The organism is Rhodococcus sp. JVH1, assembly GCF_000280725.2.
Taxonomy (GTDB): domain Bacteria; phylum Actinomycetota; class Actinomycetes; order Mycobacteriales; family Mycobacteriaceae; genus Rhodococcus_F; species Rhodococcus_F jostii_A.
In genome coordinates this window covers 3,772,381-3,790,860 of sequence record NZ_CP166289.1, presented here as the reverse complement: position 1 = coordinate 3,790,860, position 18,480 = coordinate 3,772,381, and the positions used below count along the sequence as shown (strand labels likewise).

Below are 18,480 nucleotides of genomic sequence, written 5' to 3'. Positions count from 1 at the left end.
TGACGGCCTGGGTAATCGGGTCCCATGTTGCCCCCAACGGACGAAACACCGAACGCCGGACCGCACCTGCCGGCAGGACAGACGCCGGGCGGCGGGGTGCCTCCTTCCGACCCGCACGCCCATGACGCGGGTTCCGGGATACCGCCGGATGTGGCGAGAGGTAAGGGGATCAAGCACACGCGTACCGGGGCGACGTGGACTGGTCTGGTCATCGGCATTCTCGTTCTGATCCTGCTTCTCGTGTTCATCCTGCAGAACCTCGACAGCGTCGTCCTGGAACTGTTCGTCTGGGAGTTCACGGTCCCGCTCGGGGTCACTCTGCTGTTCGCGGCCATCGCGGGTGCGGTGGTCATGGCGCTCGTCGGCGGTGTCCGGATCCTTCAGATCCGGCGGGCAGCGAACCGGCAACGGAAACTGACCACCTGACCGTTGCTCATTTTCCGTGTTCGCATCGACCGATGCGTCGACCGGTCAGGCCCTCGGCCGAGAGATTCGAGTAGTCGACTACTCGGTTCAACTGGCGAGGGTCCTCGTACGGTCGGTCCTGTATCGCATCGACGAAAGGACACCGAAATGGCTTGGTCGACAACCCCTCAGGGGCTTTTTCTCGCCGCTGGGCAGGCGAATCAATTCTCCTTCTCGTTTGGAGACATCTGGAAGGGCCCGCAGTTGGCGACTGCGAGACTCGACGCCAGCCAGGGCGGTGGTGGCACGAAGATCCTGATGACGCAGTGGCAGGGCACCGCGAACGCACCGGTATTCGGCGGCCCCAGCAAGCAGTACTACGTGCTCGGCATTCACAACAGCTCCACGTCGGGCGTGTGGTTCCATCTGGAAGGAGGCGTCCTCGCATGACGACACAGGAATCACCAAGGGTTTCTCAGATGCAGGTCCTGACGGACGAACAGGGCGGCATTCTCGCCGCTGTCCTGCGGACTGCGGACGTGGCGGCGGGCACGGCATCGGGTGAGGACGTCCCGCCTCAGGTTTCGCTGGTTCCTTCGGAAGGCCAAGCGTTGCATGAACTCTCTGTTCCCGGTGGACCGTCGGGGGACGAGATGTTCGAGTCGCTGGATCAGTGGATGGTTCGGGTCGACGCCGGCGTACCGGCGTTGGTGCGACGCGCGGGCGCGTAGTCGCTGGTGGAGGTGCGCCGGGTCGGCACCTGCTGCGGAAGGGGAACGCTGGTCCGCGCGATCAGCGGTCCCTCCGCGCGATGGCGGTGCGAGGCCCGGAAAAGCCATCAAAATCACCTCGAGAGCCAGTTTGTCAGAACAAATGATTGACTTCGCTCGTGGCGCGCAGCACTGTCGTAGAGACACACGCCGCACCGATCAGTCCCGGAGTCGATCTTGACCAACGTCAACCCCACCGAAATCGCAGTAGCCGTCGCCGGATTCGGCTGGATGGGCCGCGTGCACACGAACGCGTATCTGCGTCAGCGCCACCACTTTCCGGAAGCGCCGTCCATCCGTCTGGGGGCCGTCGCCGACGAGGTACCCGGCCGCGCCGAGGAGGCTGCCGCCCAGTTCGGGTTCGGCGCAGCGCTGACCGACTGGCGCGACGTCGCCGCCGACGAGAACATCGACGCGGTCAGCATCACCGCACCCAACTTCCTGCACCGCGAGATCGGCGTCGCGATGGCGGAGGCGGGCAAGCACATCTGGATCGAGAAGCCGGTCGGGCTGTCGTCCGAGGACGCGAAGGCAGTCGCCGCCGCTGTGGAGAAGGCCGGCGTCCAGTCGACCGTCGGATTCAACTACCGAAACGCACCGGCCGTTGCGATGGCGCACGACCTCATCGCGGCGGGCGAATTGGGCACCATCACGCACTCGCGGTTCCGCTTCCTCAGCGACTACGCCGCGCATCCGGACGGCGCGCTGAGCTGGCGTTACGAGAACGCGCGTGGTGGGTCGGGCGTTCTGGGCGACCTTGCCTCGCACGGTGTCGATCTGGTCCGGTACCTGCTCGGCGACATCGACGCAGTCGTGGCCGACACCGCGATCTTCATCCCGCAGCGCGCCATCCCGTCGGGTGCCACCAGCGGGCACGCACGCGCGACGGGTGGCAAGTTGGGGCCGGTGGAGAACGACGACTTCGTCAGCGCCCTGGTTCGCCTGTCGTCCGGCGGACGGGTAACGCTGGACGCGAGTCGCGTGGCCGTCGGCGAGCAGAACAACTACGGGTTCGAAATCCACGGCACGAAGGGTGCGGTGTATTGGGACTTCCGCCGGATGAACGAACTCGGAACGAGCCTCGGGAGCGAGTACCAGGACCAGTCGATCACCACGGTGTGGGTGGGCCCCGACGCCGGAGCGTATGCTCGCTTCCAGCCGGGTTCCGCGTCCTCGATGAGCTACGACGACCTCAAGGTCATCGAGGGGAACAACTTCATCGCCTCGATCGTCGACGGAAAGCCCCGGGGCGCAACGATCGCCGACGCTGTGGCCGCGGCCGAAACTCTCGACGCCATCACGGCCTCGGTCGCATCTCGTGCGTGGGTCGACGTGCGCTGATCCGATCCGCAGAGCCAGGTCCCGGAGTTACGCTTTATCGGTTGGCGGGTCAATTCCCGTAGGCGCCTTTCTCCGCGGAGGTTGGTATGAATACCAAACCGTTCGGCTCGGGCTTTGCGATTCTCGCGTTGGCAATTTCGGCGGTCGCCTGTTCCTCGGGCAGTTCCTCTGACTCCGAAGACAATTGCGTGCGCGCGACAGACAGTGAACTGGATGCGCTCTTCACGAGTTGGAATGACGCACTGGAAAGCGGTGACGCGAGCAGGGTCGCCGCGTTGTACCGGCCGGATGCGGTGCTGCTGCCGACCCTGTCGGTGCCTATCGCCGACACTCCCGAGGAGATAACGGAGTATTTCGTCAACCTGATCAAGGCCGATCCCACTGCCCGCATGGAAGAAAGTTTCAAGTATTCGGATTGCAACCTCGCCTACAACGTGGGCCGCTGGGTCATCAACGCCAACGGCCAGGATGTGGCGGCCAGGGTGACATGGGTCTATCGCTACGAAGACGGAAAGTGGCTGATCGCCAACCACCATTCGTCGGTGAACCCCTAGAGCGGTGACCGCCGGTCGACCGTGATGTCGTCCGGCGGTCACGAGGAACCACCCGTCTAGGACGCCTTGGCTCGTCGGCCTGCGACGTAGACCTCGGAGATGGACGTGTCGCGTATCCCCATCAGCAGCGCGAACAGGGTCTGATCGCGGGCCAGGTCGGGATCGGCGGCGCGAACGGCGTTGCGCAGCAGCCCGTCGAGCGCCGGCGTGCCGGACGGGTCGACAACAACGAAGTCGGCTTCCTTCCCGACGTCGAAGTTGCCGAACCGGTTCTCCATGTCCAAAGCCCGGGCACCGCCGAGGGTACCGACGAACAGCATCTCGGCCGGATGCATCGACACCCCGTCGTCACCGGCCTCGCTGATGTGCACCTTGAACGCGTCGCCGAGCACCCGGGGAATCAGCCATTCGTCGCCGCCGCCGAAATCGGTTCCCACCGAGATGTTGACGCCCGACGCGACGGTGCGCTTCCACGGCATCGTTCCGGATCCCAGGAACAGCTGCGAGATCGGGCAGTGCGAGACGGACGTACCGGTCTCGGCCATCCGCTCGAGCTCGACATCCTGACAGTGCACGCAGTGGGCGAGGATGGTGCGTCGGCCCAGCAGGCTCTTCCCGCCCACTTCCGAACCGGGTAGGAACTTCCCGTCGTAGGTGTCCAGGTATGAATTCACCTGATAGGTCTCTTTGGTCGAGTCGACCTCGCCGGTGCCGGGGCGATTGTTCTCGTTGAGGTGTGAGTGCACGTACACACCGCGGTCCCGGACCTCTTCGTAGAGGTCCCCGAGATTTTTCAGGGTCTCGGGGGTCACCGACAGCGAGAACCGCGGGATGATCGCCACGTGCAGCAACGCGGTGTCGACATCGCCGGTGTCGGCGCCGTGCCATTTCTCGATCTCCTCGCGGGTGAGCCGGATCGCGTCCTCTTCGGAGGTCATCAGCGGCTGAGCGGTTTCGCCGCCGACGGTCTGAATTCCGCGGCCGCTGACGATGCGCAGACCTGCCTTCTGCGTCTCGGTGAACAACGCGTCCTGCGCATGTGGGAACGCCGACCCGAACACCATGGCGGCCGTGGTGCCCGCCGAGATCCGCCGGTTGGTGAACTCGACGGCCGCCTGTTGCGCGAACTCCGGGTCGGCGAACTTCGTCTCCGACGGGAACATGCACAGGGTCAGCCATTCCAGCAGCTGGCCGCCGCCGTAGGAGTCGCCGGCGTAGGTCTGCGGGAAGTGGATGTGGGTGTCGACGAACCCCGGCAGCAGAAAGCCGGGCCTGTGGTCGTGCACGGTGCCGGACTCGTAGTCCGACGGGATCTCGGCTCTGTCACCGCAGAACACGATTCGCCCGCCATCGTCCAGCACCAGGGCGCCGTCGGGAATCGATACCAGGGCGGCCGCGGCTTCGGTCACTTTCGGTGTGCCGGCGATGTGGAAGATGTGTCCGAGATGGGTATGCGTGGCCATGCGATGAACTCCCGTCGAGTGGTAACGGATCATGCCTTCTGCAATGAACTTCGGCGGCTGGACGAAAGCCCAGCCGAGTAGCACCTGTGCGGCCGTGCCGCACCCACGATGAGATAACAGCCCGTATTAACAATGCCACCGATCAGACCCGGGTCGCGGCCGAACAGGCCAAGCGCCCGCGGCAATCACCACCGGCTCGGTGCTACTGCGGGGGTGTGCGGTCGTCGACGAATCGACGGATGACCTTGTCCCAGCCCAAGGACTCGAGGAGTTCCGCGGCGGCGGCCCGCGACGTGAGCGGGCGAAGCACGTCGATGTCGAGGTCGCCGCTGGTGCCCAGGACGTCGTCGAGGCGCAGGCAATCGACGTATCCGTAGTCCGTCCAGGGTTCGACGTGGCTGTCCCAATCCGCGGTGTCGGCGTACGGCCCACCGAGACGCAGCTTTCCGCTGCGGTGGATCATCACGTACCGAGGCACCACCTGCATCGTCTCGTTGGCAGTCGCCAGAGTCATCTCGGGGTCGGCGGCGGGGTCTGCGCCTGCGAGCCGGCGGTCGTAGGACGCCGTCTTGACCGATGCGACCTCGACCAGTGCCCGCACGTAGACCCACCGCGCCCGCTCGATCGAGCCCGCCCACGCCGATTCCTCGTCCGCGCAGGAGAAGACGTTCTCGGCCGGGGTCCGTATCAGCAGTCGCGTCCCCACCCGTTCGTGATCGACAACCAGGTCTCCGTCGACGACGAGTTCGCCGTCGTGCTCGCGGACCCCGGTGATCGTCGCGACCGCGAGCACCTCGTCGTCCGGGGCGGTGACGAACAGTTCACGCTCGGAGCGGACGCTGTCGGCATCACCGGGGAACGTGCCACGACCTCTGGCGAACGCTTCGTGCTGGGTCAAGTCGGCCCGAAACCCGGTCTCGGTCATCCCCAACGGATGATCGCGCACCTCTCGCACGTTGCCGAGCCGAACCCTCGACGCCACAGGTCGATCCTCCCCGGTTTCATCTCCGGCGCACTGCCGGGTGATCCTATGATCATAGCTGTTGACCTGCGGTGATGCCTCATCAGCGTAACCACGGCTTCCCCAGTAGGGTCGCACTGTCGATACAACCGACCGAGGGGGACCGGTGACGGGTTCTGCGTCCGAAAAAATCATCTCGCCCGCATCACGCGCGTTCTGGGACCGCAGCTTCGCGGGCCGTCGCGCGATGTTCGAGGAGCTTCGTCAGCGATCGCCGATCGAGTTCCATGCGGAAACAGCCGGTCCGGGCTTCTGGTCGGTCGTCGGATACGACGACGTGGTGGCGGTGAGCCGGAACCCGGAGGTCTTCTCCTCGGCCAAGGGCTTCACCATCGACGACGTCCCGGCCGAGATCCTCGAGTTCGCCATGTCGATGATCGCCATGGACGATCCCCGGCACCGGCGTCTGCGGGGCATCGTGCAATCGGCGTTCACCGCGGCCTCGGTGCGGGGCATCGCCGAGCGGGTGCGTGGCACCGCTGCGCAGATCGCCGCGGACCTGCCCCGAGATGCCGAGTTCGACTTCGTCCCCGACGTCGCGACACGATTGCCGGTGCAGGTGATCTGCGAGTTGATCGGGATCCCGGAGAGCGACCGGCCGATGATCCTGGCCGCGGCGGCCGATGTCGTTGCCGGAGGCGGTGATCAGGAGTTCGTCACCGCACCCGGCGGCGCGGCCGGCCTGGGCCAGATCTATGGATACGCCCTCGAGCTGGGCGAGAGACGCAAGGCGGATCCCGGCGAGGATCTGACGTCCCGGCTGGTGTCGACGATGGTCGACGGCGAGGCCCTCGCACCGACCGAGTTCGGTTCGTTCGTCATCCTTCTGATCACGGCGGGTTTCGAGACCACCCGGCAAGCGTTGGCCTGGGCGCTGCATCTGCTCAGCGAGCACCCCGACCAGAAAGAACTGCTGCTCGCCGATTTCGCCGGCCACATCGACAACACGATCGACGAGGTGATCCGCTTCGCCTCCCCGGTGCCCTACATGCGGCGCACCGCGACCGTCGACACCGAGCTCGGCGGCGCCCACATCGCGGCGGGGGACAAGGTCGTCATGTGGTATCTGTCCGCGAACCACGACGAACGCGTCTTCGATGGTCCGGGCCGGTTCGACATCACCCGGGCGAACGCCGGCAAGCATCTCGGGTTCGGCGCGAAAGACATCCACCACTGCCTGGGCGTCAACCTCGCACGGCTGGAGCTGCGCGTCATGCTCGAAGAACTTTTCACCGCCCACCCCACACTTCACGCGGTGGGCGAACCGGAACTGCTGCTCTCCGCGTTCATCAGCGGCGTCGCCGCACTGCCGGCCCGGACACGTGACGGACGGTGAGGTTCACGCAGGCCGGCGCCCGGAAATCATGACCAGCGGCATCTCGCTGATGCGGGAAACGTGCTCGTCGACGAGATCGAGTCGGCTCGCGAGGTCACGCGCCTCGTCGAGACTGATGGAGCGGCCGGCGATCCAGGTGTGGAAGATCGCGAGATTGATGCTGCCGAGAACGCGCGGCGCCTTGTAGTTCTCGACGAACTTTTCGGCGTCCTCGAAACTCGTGCTGCGGTCTGCATCGGTGATCAGCAGCGGGCCACCCGGTTTGAGGACGCGCACGCACTCGGCGAGCCCGGCCTCACGCGACGACCAGTGCTTGATGGAGCCGTAGCTGATCACGCCGTCGAAGGTCTGGTCGGCGAAATCGAGCCGCGTGGCGTCGCCGACGTCGAACCGGACCCGGTCGCCGTAGTTGCGCATGCGTTTGGTGGCGCGCTTGATCTGGGCTTCCGACAGATCGAGGCCGAGAATATGCACGTCGGGGCGCTGGTCGGCGATGTAGTTCGTGAACAGCGCCCCGCCCGATCCGACGTCCAGAATGCGGGCGTTCGGTGGGAGATGGGGCAGAAAGTACTCGTCGATGACGTGGCGTGAGCGGTAGACGGCCGGTGCCACGATGGTCTCGTACATCCAGGCGTGCGCCGGTGTGTAGATCGCGGTGATGGGGCCGAACGGTGCCATCGGCATGGTCGCGCTCCTCGTTGACATCCCGGTTCCCACGGCGCCCGAACCCGTGCGGGTCGACGTCCTTCGCCGGTGTCGATTCGAGATTAACGGGTGCGCGGTCGGTTTTGCAGCATCGCCGCGTGCCTGACAGGGCTGTGAACAGGGGTGATGAGGTGTCGGCCCCGGTGTAGTCGATCTCCCGCGAGTGCGAATCCGGAAAATGCGCCAGTATTCTGGTCCCCACCTACAGGAGGGTGCTACCGGACCCCGGCACCGAATGGTTCCGTGCCACCGTGCGAAGAGCCCTGGGCGCCGAGGCGAATCGGAATGTAGCTACCGCGCGGTGAGCCGGATGACGGGGTATTCCCGGTCGGATTTGCTCTGGTACTTCGCGATGCGGGGCTGGGCGGCGGCTATGCGCTGCCATGCCTGCTCACGCTCGGCGCCGTCGAGCTGGTGCGGGATCACCGGCGTGGCGTCGTGGCCCGGCAATTCGACCGACGCCTTGTCGGGGTGCGCCATCAGATTGGCGTGCCAGTCCGGGTTCTGACTGCCGCCACCCGACGCGACCACCAGCCGGGCATCGTCACCGTCGTCGAACCACGCCACCGGCGATTGCCGCGGCTGTCCGCTGCGACGACCCACGGTGTTCAGGATCAGCACGTCCATACCCATGAACTGGCCGTGGCCGCGTCGGATCTTGCGGTTCATGCGGGCGTTCATCTTTCGCTGCATCCACCGCGAGAACGCGCCGGGGGTTCCGGCTTTACGCTTGCCTTGGTTGTTCGTCATGTGCTCTCTCCCATCGGTCACTTCGCCTCGCGACACCCACGACTGAGCCGCCGGCTCTACGGCTCTCGGCAATGACGTTAGTGCGGCCCGGTGGTCGGCGCTTCTCGATTCCTGATCGGTTGGACATCGCTGAGGACAACCTGTTCGGGATTCGCCCCAGCGCGCGCCTGAGACGGGCACTCGTGTGAGTGCCCGTCTCGCTGTCTACCGCAGCGGTGGTGCGATCACTCCGTCGTCGATCGGCGAGTCGTACGGCTGTTTGGTGGTGCGTTCCAGGAACTCCTCCGTCGCGAGCTTCAGCAGGGCTGAATCTGTGAGGAGGTTCATCGCCGATCCGGCCATGACCTTGGCCGCGTGGATCATGCCCTTGTGTGCGGCGGGGAGCTTTCCTTGGGCGACCAGCTGCCATGAATGCGCGGGGGTGCCGCGAGTGACACAGGCAGTGGTGCATTGCACGGTGGGAGTGACCCAGCTGACGTCGCCGACATCGGTCGAGCCGGTGAGCACGCGCCGGGGCGCGCTGGCGTCGAAGGTGATCACGCCGTCGTGGAGGGGGCTGTCGCCCTCTTCGATTGTGGTGCCGAACATGTCGATAGGCTTGTCCGTGCCAAACTTTCGTGCGGTTGCCAGGTCTTCCTCGTCGAACGGCACCGGACCGAGCTCGAGGAGCGTGTCCTGCATCGACACTTCCAGCACGGTGTTTCCCAGGAGGTTCGAGGAGCCGCCGTCGATCTCGATCTCCACCGTGGTCTCGGTCATCTGCGCGGCGCCTCCGGCGATCTTGCGAACGCGCGCGAACAACGCGCGCATCTCCCGGACGTTCGGCGCCCGCACGACGTAGTAGGCCTCGGCATAGGGCTGGACGACGTTCGCCGAGCGCCCGCCCCCGTCGAGGATGGCGTAGTGGATGCGGCAGTCGGAGTGCATGTGCTCGCGGAGGAAATTGACGCCCACGTTCATCAGTTCGAGCGCATCGAGTGCGCTGCGGCCGAGTTCGGGCGACGCTCCGGCGTGGGAGGCGACACCGGTGAAGCGAACATAGGACTGCATATACGCGAGGCTGTGGTCGCGTTGCACGAGGGTGCTGTCGCCGGGATGCCAGCAGATCGATGCGTCGACGTCGTCGAACGCCCCGGCCTTGACCATGAAGGTCTTGCCCGCCGCGGCTTCCTCGGCGGGGCACCCGTAGTAGCGGACGGTTCCCGGTAGCCTGTTTTCTTCGAGGTGGCGTTTGACGGCGGTGGCGGCGAGCAGCGAACCCGCGCCGAGGAGGTGGTGGCCGCAGCCCTGGCCGTTACCCGAGGTGTTCGACGGGTCGGGGGTGCGTTCGGGGTTACCGGATTCCTGGCTCAGGCCCGCGAGCGCGTCATATTCACCCAGAATGGCGATCACGGGTTCACTCGAACCGGCCTCCGCGCTGAACGCGGTCGGCACACCACCGATCGCTGGAGTGATGCGGAACCCCTCGGAGCGTGCCAGCTCGATATGTTGTTCCGCGGATGCGGTTTCTTCCCAACGTAATTCGGGATTATCCCAGATCGCATCACTGAGTGCTGTAAACCTGGGTGCGAGGTCGTCGATCAGTCGGGCAAGCTCGTGCGTGGTGCTCATGTGTTCCTATCCTTCGAATGAGATGGTGATGGTTGGTCAGTCGAGAGCGCTCCAGTCGGGAGTCGCCTCCATGCCGCGGTGGGCCTCGTACCACGCGGCGACCTGGAGAACGGTCAGGTCGCGCCGCCGATCTGCGGCGATCTGCAGGCCGATCGGCCTTCCGTCCTTGGAGAAGCCGCAGTTGATCGAGGCCGCGGGGGTGCCTGCGGCGTTGAACGCGGACGTGAAGTTGGCCGATCCGGCGAACTCGCTGATCATCGGACTCTCGGCCGGCCCGGCGAGGATGCCGGAGGTGGGGGACAGGACGACGTCGTAGCGGCCCAGCATGTCCACGGTCTCCTGAACGAGCGGCCCGATCGAGTCGTAGGCCCGCATGAGCTCGAGAGAGGAGAGCGAGCCGACGCTCGACACCGCCGCCACCATCTCCTGATTCGCATTGGTGAGATCGTCGACGATGTTCTTGTCGCGCATCTGCGCCCACAGATGCGCGGTGAAGAAGGGCATGAACCCAGTGGTCAGGTAGTCCCGGGACAGGTAGGGCTCGACGACGTCCACCTGGGCGCCGGCGGCTTCGAACACCGCGACCGCCCGCCGGACCGCCGCGACGATCTCGGGATCGGCGGACTTGCCCTCCACCGGAGCGAAATTGACGCCTATGCGCAGCCCCCGGATGTCGATGTCGAGGTCGGTCCACCGGATCGATTCGTCCGGGAGCGAGCTGTGGTCGCGTGCGTCGGGGCGGGACAGGTATGCCATCGTGTGGGCGGCGTCGCGGACGGTGCGGGTGATCGGGCCGGCGCAGCGGCCGAGGTAGGTGTCGTTGATCGGCACCCGCCCGTAGGACGGCTTGAACCCGAACGCGGCATTCATGGCTGAGGGTATGCGGATCGACCCGCCGATGTCGGTTCCAATGTTGACCGGCGCGTACCCGAGTGCGGCGGCGACGGCCGCACCGGAGGACGAGCCGCCGGTGTTCCAGGCGGGATTCCAGGCGTTGCGTGCGGTGCCGTGACGGGACGACACCCCGGACCCGAGCCCGCTGAAATCGGGCATGCTGGTGCTGGCGACCACCAGGGCGCCCGCCTCCTGCAGTCTGTCGACGACGGGCGAGTTCTCTCTTGCGATCACGGGTTCGCGTGCGGCGGTCCCATACGACTGCGGCAGACCGACTTTCGCGGTGTTTTCCTTGATGGTCACCGGGATGCCGTCCAGCGGGCCGAGTGGGGTGCCGCTGCGCCACCTCTCGGTGCTACGCCCTGCGGACTCACGAGCTTCGTCGGCGTCGATCACGTAGATCGCGCGGTGGGTGTCGTCCTTCGCTGCGATCCGCGCGAGGGTCGATTCCAGTGCATCGAGCGGCGTGAGCGATCCGTTTCCGAATGCCTCGTTCAGTTCGGAAATGCTCGTTGCGTGACTGGTAATTGTGTTATCGGGCAAAACTCATTCCTTTCGATTGAATGACGTGATCAGGCGACTGCGGGCGCGTTCTCGCCGACGGTCGGTGAGGGGACCTCGGAAGGGATCCGCGGGCGGCGAGAACCGAGGAACGGGGCCAGGACGGCGATGGCGATGCAGAGGGCGGCGCAGATCGCCCAGACCGTCGCGTAGGAGGTGAACGACGAAATCGAGCTCGTCTTCTCGCCCACGGTCACCGAGGTGACCAGCGATGACATGAGGAGGGCGAACATTGCCCCGGCGACCGATCCCGCTCCGGTTCGGGAGCTGTTGTAGAGGCCGGAGGCGATACCGACCGAATCCTCGGGAGCGCGATTGACGATGATCGCCGGCACCACACCCGCGAGTAGTCCGGCGCCGAAGCCCAACAAGAACAGCCAGATCGAGAAGGTGATCACACTTGCGTGCGCGACAAGCATCGCCACGTACCCGGCGGCGCTGACGAGTGCGCCGAATACGACGGCGAAGCGAGGTGTCAGCGTGCGCGCAATCCGGTCGCTGATCGTCGAGGCGATGAATGCTCCGGTGGCAGTGATCGACAAGAGGAGACCCGCGACCGTGGCCGTCACACCGAGGCCGTACCCGTACGCATTCGGATCGGCTCGCGAGAACAACGAGATGGGCGCCTGGGAACCGAACGACTGAGCTCCGAGCAGGGCGGCGATGAGCATCGGGAGCACGAGCCTGCCCCGCTTCAGGACGCGGAAGTCGATGAGGGGGTTGGTCACTCGATTCTCGACCACCACGAAAGCCGCCAGCGCGACCGCACCTGCGGCGACGAGAGCGACGATCAGAGGGCTTGCCCACCCGATCGCGTTGCCGTTGGAGACGCCCCCCATCACCATGAGCAGGCCGGACGACAGGAGCGCCGCCCCTGCCCAGTCGATGCGCCCCTCCTTGCGGACGGTCGTCTCCTGGACGAGGAAGTGTGCGACCGGGACGCAGATCGCCATCATGATCCCGGGAACCAACAGCACGAGGGTCAGGTTGTCGATTCCGGTCATGAACCAGCCCGCGAGGAATCCGCCGACGATGACGCCGCCGGTGAGTGCCCCGATCAGACGGCCGATGTTGCGCCCCGCCCTGCCTGGATCCCGGTGACGGACGATGGCGAATTCCAATGGCAGGAACGCGATCAACGGCGCCTGCAGGGCACGGCCGACGAGAAGGACGGCGAACGAAGGGGCGAAAGCGACGACGAAGGATCCCACGGCCACTGCCGCGGCGGATGCCACGAGCATTCTGCGATGGCCGTACATGTCACCGAGCTTGGCGATGATCGGCACGCAGGCCACCGATGCGAGTAGGAAGATCGCATTCACCCAGTTCAGTGCTGCTGCCGAGGTCCCGTGTTCCTGTCCGATGCTTGTGAGAAGCGGTGGGTACCACCCCTGCAACAGCCCGCTTCCGACCTCCATGACAATCAGGAATCCGACGGCCGCGGAGGTTCCGGTGGCCCGCCTCGCGCCGGTGTGCGGTGTAGTGCTCATATGTTCCTCCAGCGAAATCTGTGTGGTGCCCGTATCCTCAATTCGATTGAAATCCGATAAGTTAAATGTCAGGAAACGATGCAAAGTGACCACCTCGAGTCCGGATTCTCTGCGCAGAGACTCCGATCTACGGCTGATTCACGCTCTGCAACTCGAGCCGCGAGCATCGTGGACCGAACTGGGCCGGGCTCTCGGCACCGATCCGGTCGGGCTCGCCCGGCGATGGGCCAGGATTACCGATGAGGGGCTTGCGTGGATTACCGGGCAGCGTCGGCACTTCCCTGCAGTGGCCATCGTCGAGATCGAATGTGCGCAGGGGAAAGCCGCCGAGACTGCGAGTCTTCTCGCCGACGAAGAGATTGTGCGCACCATTGATCACACGTCCGGTGGCCGCGATCTCGTCGCCGTGGTCGCGGCAGCCGACCTCGAGGCGCTGTCGGCATTCGTGATCGATCGGCTGGGTGACCAGCGTCTGATCACACACGCTCGCACGCACCTGGTCACCGAGGTTCTCGTGGAGGGCAGCGACTGGAGGTTGAGCGCCCTCTCCGAGTCGGAGGCGCAGCGGGTTCCCCGGGCCAAAGCGCCCCGGCCCCGCGCAGCACGGCAGGTCCCTGCCGACCTCCAGGCGGCCCTCTTCCGTGAGTTGTACCGCGACGGACGCACCCCTACCGGTGACATCGCCGCGAAGGCGGGCGTGAGTAACCAACGAGTCGTCGATGCCATTGCGACACTCCGGCACTCGGGTGACCTTGTCCTACGGACGGATGTCGCCCGTAGTTATACGGGGTGGCCGATCAACGCCTGGTACTTCGTGCAGGTGCCTGCGTCCTCCATCCATCGGCTTCGGTCGACGCTGTCGCGGCTCGCGGAGGTCCGGCTCGCGGTCACCACCGCGAGCCGCTACAACCTCGTCATGACCCTATGGACTCGTGACCTTGCCGACGTCAACCGATTCGAAGCCTTGCTCGAGAAGGTCCTCGCTGGAGCCCGCATCGCCGACCGCGCCGTCGTCATCCGGCCGGCAGTACACCTGGGGCGCCTGTTGGATGCCCGGGGATTCGTCACCGGACTGTCGACTGTTCACAACGACCCTGCCCCGGCCCGGCCCGGGACGGGGCAGTGAACGCAGAGGAAGTGGGGCAGGCGTCTACCGACGTCGGCCGGTAACACCTCGACTCGACGTCAGCCGACTGTGCTGTGTCCGAGTGCGTCGATGGCCGCGGTCACCTCGGGCACGGCGGCAATCGTGACGTCTTCGAGGTCCGGCACGGATCGGTAGCTCGCGCGCACGGCCCCTCCGGTGCAGTCGTACTCGACGATGCCGAGTTGGTGGAGCGGCCCGGGCAGGGATTCACCCTCGCCGGCCACGAACCCGGTTGACGGCGCCCAGACCTCGCGCACCCCGTCGCGGACGGTCTGCCGATAGCAGTGCAGGTGCCCACTGCCGACGGCAGCGAGTGACATCTTCCCGAGCGCTGTGAGCAACCGGGTACGAGATTCCCCGATGTCGACGGCGTGCCCGACCGGCTCGTCCAGTGCGCTCCAGATCGGCTTGTGCAGGAATACGATCACCCGCTGCGAGTCGGGGACGTCCGCGGCCACGTCTTCGATCCAGGCCCACTGCGCGGTTTCCCGGTCGAGACCTGAACCGAAGAGCTCGCTGTTCAGTCCGAGCACCGTCCAGTCATCGACGTCGTGGCGCCAGTGATCGGGACCCCACACCTCCTCGAAAGCGGCGATTCGCTCATCGGTCACGCCGATTCCCTTCCACGGCGCAGAGCCCGGCTCACCGACGTCGTGGTTGCCGGGCACGACGAGCACCGGGGCGGCGAACCGCTGCATCAGTTCGTGGGCGTGCGCACGGTCGTCCGCTTCATCGGGGTGGATGATCACAATGTCGCCGGAGTGCACGATCAGATCGGGACGGACCTGATGGTTCACGTAGTCGACGACGCGTTCGAAGTTCTGCTGTGTGCGCCCGCCGCGGGCGGACAGGTGCGTGTCACTGATCTGGATGATCTTCATCGGAGCTCCTTCGGGTTGTGTTCGGCCGAAAGCTATTTGAGGCCAGACCGGACGAATGCGTCGCGCACGTAGCGCTGGAGGAACAGGTAGATCAGGAAGATGGGGAGGCAGGCGAGGCCGGACGCAGCCATCACAGCACCCCAGTTGTTGCCTTCCGCGCCGAGGAAGCCGCGAATTCCGATCTGGACGACCGCATTCGACTGACGCATGATCAGTGAAGGCCACAGGTACTCGTTCCATGCCGAGATGAACAGCATGATGCCCAGTGCCGCGAGCGCCGGTCTCATGTTGGGCAGCACCACCTTCCACAGGGTTGCCCACGAGTTCTGGCCATCGATCTGGGAGGCATCGAGCAACTCTCGCGGAAACGCCTCCATGTGCTGGCGCATCAGCAGAACACCGAACGCCGAACACAGATTCGGGATCACGATTCCGGCAACGGTATTCAGCAGGCCCATCTGTGAGATGAGAAGGTAGTTCGGAATCATGGTGACCTGGAACGGCACCAGCCACGATCCCACGAACAGCAGAAACAGCACCTGCTTCCCGAAGAAGGTCCACCGCGCGAACGCGTAGGCGGCCAGGATCGCGACCAGAAGCTGGCTGACGGACATTGCCAACGCCATGACGAACGTGTTGACGAGCATCGACGCCATCGGAATGGTCTCCCACACGTAGCGGAAGTTGTCCAGACTGAACGGAGACGGCACGGGGCTGACGGACAGGGAGTCCTCGGGACGGCGGAACGCGGTGGCGAACATCCAGTACACCGGGAAGATACTGAACATGGTGACGGCAGCGAGAACCACGTGCCCGGTCGCCATGCGGCCTCGGGAACGGGTGGTGCCCGGGGCGTCGCCGGGATCGCGGGTCGCGGCGGCGGCGGCGGTCGATCGGGCCGGCGCATCGACGAGTGCAAATGCCATGGGGTGTCCTAGTTGTCGTAGAAGCTCAGCCGGTCCGACACACGAACGAACACGACTGCGATCAGTCCGAAGCCCAGGAAGAACAGGGTTCCCGCAGCAGCCGACAGTCCTGCGTCGAAATTCTGAAATCCGAACTGGTACAGCAGGTAGTAGATGTTGGTGGAGGCACCGCTCGGACCCCCCTGCGTGACGATGTCGATGATCGGGTACGCCCACTGCGCCCCCAGTAGAATCGTCATGAGGCCGAGGAACACGAGCGTCGGGGACAGCAGCGGCAAGGTGATCTTGCGGGTGATGGTCGCTTGCGACGCGCCGTCGAGGGCCGCCGCCGACGCGTAGTCGGGATTGATTCCGGCCAGTCCGGCGGAGATGACGAGCACACCGAAGCCAAGCATCTGCCACCCGACGATCAGCACGACACCGAGCATCGCGAGGCCGGGTTCTCGAAAGACGTTGCCCAACTCGAAACCCAGGGTTGCGGCCACCCGGGGAATCGTGCCGCCCTCGGGATTGAACAGCCACCGCCAGATCGCGCTGCCGGCCACCGGGGTGATGAGGAACGGGACGAAGATCAGGGCCTGGTAGAGCGTCTTCCACCGCCCGGCGACCCGGTTCGACAGCAGCGCGACGACCATCGGCAGCAGCAACGAGAACACCATGAACGCGAGGACGTACACAATCGTGTTCCGCAGTGCCTGATGGAGCTCGGGCAGCGACAGTACGCGAACGTAGTTGTCCACTCCCACCGGAACCTTCGGGCTGGTGGGCACCATGTTCCACTTGTAGAACGACAGGCCGATGGTCTCCCCGAGCGGCTTGTAGATCCACACGATCAGCAGGACGACGGCGGGCAGGAGATACGGGTAGGGCGCGAGACCGCTCCGTACCCGGTCGGCCCGCGACGGAACCGCCGCTGTGTCGGCGCGGACGGCGGAGGCTGCGGCTGGAACTTCGACGAACATCAGACGCCGGGCGCCGTGAGCTGCTCGATCGACTGCCGAATATCGTCCGCAGTCATCTCGTACACGGTGGGGGACACGTCGAGGGGGACGACCGTGTGCAGGACACGGTCGCGGTAGACGTGCACCATGTTGAAACCCTGCGCGCCGTCCTGGCCGCGGATGCTGCCCTCGTCGACGAGCAGATCCTGGGTGTAGCAGGTGGCCGATGCCACCGACACCGGGATGCCCGCGAACGTGCACGTCGTGGAGTAGTGCAGGTGTCCGGCGAGGATTCCGCGGACGTCGGTGCCCGCGAGCACCGTCTCGAGCCGGTGCTGTTCCTTCAACTCCACCGATTCGATGGCGTCGAGCAGGCCCGGTACCGGCGGATGGTGCAGGGCGAGCAGGGTGCCGTGCGGTGCCGGCTCGGCCAGGACGTCCGTCAGCCAGGCCAGCTGTTCGTCGCTGATCAGGCCGTGGTGGAAACCCGGGACCGTGCTGTCCAGCACGATGATCCGCAATCCGTTGACATCGACGACCACGTCGACCGAGTCCTGGGTGGGTTCGGTGTCGAGCAGGCCGCTCCGGAAGGCGGGCCGGGCGTCGTGGTTGCCCATCACCCAGATCACCTTCGCGCCGAGGCGCTCTGCGGCGGGCTCGACGATACGGCGCAGGCGCACGTACGCCTCGGGTTCGCCCCTGTCGGCGAGGTCGCCGGTGAACACGATGGCCTCGGGCCGGCGGCCTGCCTTCTCGAGCCGCTCGAACAGCCGGGAGAGGTTGGCGTCGCTGTCGACCGAATCGTGAAGCAGGGCGCCGTCGGCGACGAAGTGGGTGTCGCTCACATGCAGGATGTAATGGTCGGGTTCCCCGTACTGGGACATGAAGTTCTCCTGTGGAAGTGGATGTCAGGCGACGAGTGCGCCGCGCAGGTCGTCGAGTTCCCGCTCGATCATGCCGTGGCCGAGGAGGTAGTCGCGGACGCCGCCGTGCGCGGCTGCAATGGAGTCGAGGGTCGTGCGCATCAGCACGGCCGGGCTGGCGCCGACCAGGTGATCGACGTCCACGTCGTCGGGAAGGCCGCGGCCGCGCATCTTCTCGGCCATACCGAGCGCCCAGTCGCCGGCCAGCAGAACCTCGGACATCGCATAGTCGGCGACGATGTCGCGTTGATCGACACCCACCGCCGCGAGGGTGAGAGCGACGACCAGCCCGGTGCGATCCTTTCCCGCGGTGCAGTGCACGACGGTCGGGTCATCGCCCGAGGCGGCGATGGCGCGGACGGCGCGGGTCAAACGATGTCCGTAATTCTCGACCATGTCGCGGTAGACGACCGCGAGGTCGAAGTTCGCGCCGTCCAGGTCGATCTCGCCCTCGTACACCGGCAGGTGTTCCACCCGGTGTCCGACGCCGTCGAGTGCGCTCGGACTGTCGTCGAGCTCCTGCTGTTCGCGAAGGTCGATGACGAGAGCGAGTCTCCGCTCGCGGAGGTTGTCGCGGGCCGGCTGGTCGAGCTGGTGAAGCGCGTCCGAGCGGAACAGTTTGTTCCACTTGGTGGTCCCCGTATCAGTAGGGAACCCGCCCAGGTCGCGGAAGTTATAGGTGCCGGTCAGATTCAGGCGTCGATGATTCGTCGACGCAGGCAGAGTGCTGGTCATGGTGTCGGTGTCTCGTTCTGTCGGAA

Annotated in this window: 19 protein-coding genes; 7 read left to right on the top strand and 12 right to left on the bottom strand. The window is 65.6% G+C overall.

Annotated features, from left to right (window positions below; translation table 11 throughout):
- Positions 1–24: 24 nt before the first annotated feature.
- The 5 genes from JVH1_RS17440 (at position 25) to JVH1_RS17420 (ending at position 3,070) form a co-directional block, all read left to right on the top strand.
- Positions 25–426, top strand: coding sequence for a lipopolysaccharide assembly LapA domain-containing protein (locus JVH1_RS17440; RefSeq protein ID WP_043780394.1), 402 nt, complete (start codon positions 25–27; stop codon positions 424–426).
- Positions 427–573: 147 nt separating this feature from the next.
- Positions 574–855: a hypothetical protein gene (locus JVH1_RS17435; protein ID WP_009476898.1), complete on the top strand. Its 282-nt coding sequence runs from the start codon at positions 574–576 to the stop codon at positions 853–855.
- The gene (locus tag JVH1_RS17430) at positions 852–1,136 is read left to right on the top strand and encodes a hypothetical protein (protein ID WP_009476899.1); all 285 of its coding nucleotides are present in this window, start codon (positions 852–854) and stop codon (positions 1,134–1,136) included. Before JVH1_RS17435 ends, JVH1_RS17430 begins: the two co-directional genes overlap by 4 nt.
- A 216-nt stretch (positions 1,137–1,352) precedes the next feature.
- A complete protein-coding gene (locus tag JVH1_RS17425) occupies positions 1,353–2,516 on the top strand; it encodes a Gfo/Idh/MocA family protein (protein ID WP_009476900.1) in 1,164 nt (387 codons plus the stop codon).
- An 86-nt stretch (positions 2,517–2,602) separates the two neighbouring features.
- Positions 2,603–3,070: a DUF4440 domain-containing protein gene (locus tag JVH1_RS17420; protein WP_009476901.1), complete on the top strand. Its 468-nt coding sequence runs from the start codon at positions 2,603–2,605 to the stop codon at positions 3,068–3,070.
- Positions 3,071–3,126: 56 nt separating this feature from the next.
- On the opposite strand, the gene JVH1_RS17415 is transcribed toward JVH1_RS17420, so the two are convergent.
- Positions 3,127–4,533, bottom strand: a complete 1,407-nt coding sequence (locus JVH1_RS17415; protein ID WP_011596379.1) for a guanine deaminase — start codon at positions 4,531–4,533, stop codon at positions 3,127–3,129.
- A gap of 202 nt (positions 4,534–4,735) precedes the next feature.
- Positions 4,736–5,515 (bottom strand): hypothetical protein, encoded by a 780-nt coding sequence (locus JVH1_RS17410; protein WP_009476903.1) that lies wholly within the window; start codon positions 5,513–5,515, stop codon positions 4,736–4,738.
- A 145-nt stretch (positions 5,516–5,660) separates the two neighbouring features.
- On the opposite strand from JVH1_RS17410, the gene JVH1_RS17405 reads away from it, so the two are divergent.
- Positions 5,661–6,890 carry a cytochrome P450 gene (locus tag JVH1_RS17405; RefSeq protein WP_009476904.1) on the top strand — a complete coding sequence of 410 codons (1,230 nt, stop codon included), beginning with the start codon at positions 5,661–5,663 and terminating at the stop codon, positions 6,888–6,890.
- A 3-nt stretch (positions 6,891–6,893) separates the two neighbouring features.
- On the opposite strand, the gene JVH1_RS17400 is transcribed toward JVH1_RS17405, so the two are convergent.
- The 5 genes from JVH1_RS17400 to JVH1_RS17380 all read right to left on the bottom strand — a co-directional run bounded on the left by JVH1_RS17400 (position 6,894) and on the right by JVH1_RS17380 (position 12,901).
- Positions 6,894–7,574, bottom strand: a complete 681-nt coding sequence (locus tag JVH1_RS17400) for a class I SAM-dependent methyltransferase (RefSeq protein WP_009476905.1) — start codon at positions 7,572–7,574, stop codon at positions 6,894–6,896.
- Positions 7,575–7,886: 312 nt separating this feature from the next.
- A complete protein-coding gene (locus tag JVH1_RS17395; protein WP_009476907.1) occupies positions 7,887–8,345 on the bottom strand; it encodes a nitroreductase family deazaflavin-dependent oxidoreductase in 459 nt (152 codons plus the stop codon).
- A gap of 204 nt (positions 8,346–8,549) precedes the next feature.
- Positions 8,550–9,956, bottom strand: a complete 1,407-nt coding sequence (locus JVH1_RS17390) for a M20 family metallopeptidase (protein WP_009476908.1) — start codon at positions 9,954–9,956, stop codon at positions 8,550–8,552.
- 36 nt (positions 9,957–9,992) lie between these two features.
- Positions 9,993–11,393, bottom strand: a complete 1,401-nt coding sequence (locus JVH1_RS17385; protein ID WP_009476909.1) for an amidase — start codon at positions 11,391–11,393, stop codon at positions 9,993–9,995.
- A gap of 29 nt (positions 11,394–11,422) precedes the next feature.
- Positions 11,423–12,901, bottom strand: a complete 1,479-nt coding sequence (locus JVH1_RS17380) for an MFS transporter (protein WP_009476910.1) — start codon at positions 12,899–12,901, stop codon at positions 11,423–11,425.
- A gap of 85 nt (positions 12,902–12,986) precedes the next feature.
- Here JVH1_RS17380 and JVH1_RS17375 point away from each other — a divergent pair, with 85 nt between their 5' ends.
- Complete coding sequence (locus tag JVH1_RS17375) at positions 12,987–14,027, top strand: Lrp/AsnC family transcriptional regulator (protein WP_009476911.1); 1,041 nt, start codon at positions 12,987–12,989, stop codon at positions 14,025–14,027.
- 59 nt (positions 14,028–14,086) lie between these two features.
- Here the strand turns inward: JVH1_RS17375 and JVH1_RS17370 are convergent, their stop codons facing one another.
- Genes JVH1_RS17370 through JVH1_RS17350 form a run of 5 tightly spaced genes read right to left on the bottom strand, consistent with a single transcriptional unit; the run spans position 14,087 to position 18,454 of the window.
- Complete coding sequence (locus JVH1_RS17370) at positions 14,087–14,929, bottom strand: metallophosphoesterase (RefSeq protein WP_009476912.1); 843 nt, start codon at positions 14,927–14,929, stop codon at positions 14,087–14,089.
- A 32-nt stretch (positions 14,930–14,961) separates the two neighbouring features.
- On the bottom strand, positions 14,962–15,855 hold the full coding sequence (locus tag JVH1_RS17365; protein WP_009476913.1) for a carbohydrate ABC transporter permease: 894 nt from the start codon (positions 15,853–15,855) through the stop codon (positions 14,962–14,964).
- An 8-nt stretch (positions 15,856–15,863) separates the two neighbouring features.
- Positions 15,864–16,817, bottom strand: a complete 954-nt coding sequence (locus JVH1_RS17360; protein WP_009476914.1) for a carbohydrate ABC transporter permease — start codon at positions 16,815–16,817, stop codon at positions 15,864–15,866.
- Entirely contained in the window at positions 16,817–17,680 is an 864-nt protein-coding gene (locus JVH1_RS17355; RefSeq protein ID WP_009476915.1) for a phosphodiesterase, read from the bottom strand. Before JVH1_RS17355 ends, JVH1_RS17360 begins: the two co-directional genes overlap by 1 nt.
- A gap of 24 nt (positions 17,681–17,704) precedes the next feature.
- Positions 17,705–18,454, bottom strand: a complete 750-nt coding sequence (locus JVH1_RS17350; protein WP_009476916.1) for a tyrosine-protein phosphatase — start codon at positions 18,452–18,454, stop codon at positions 17,705–17,707.
- Between the last annotated feature and the right edge of the window lie 26 nt (positions 18,455–18,480).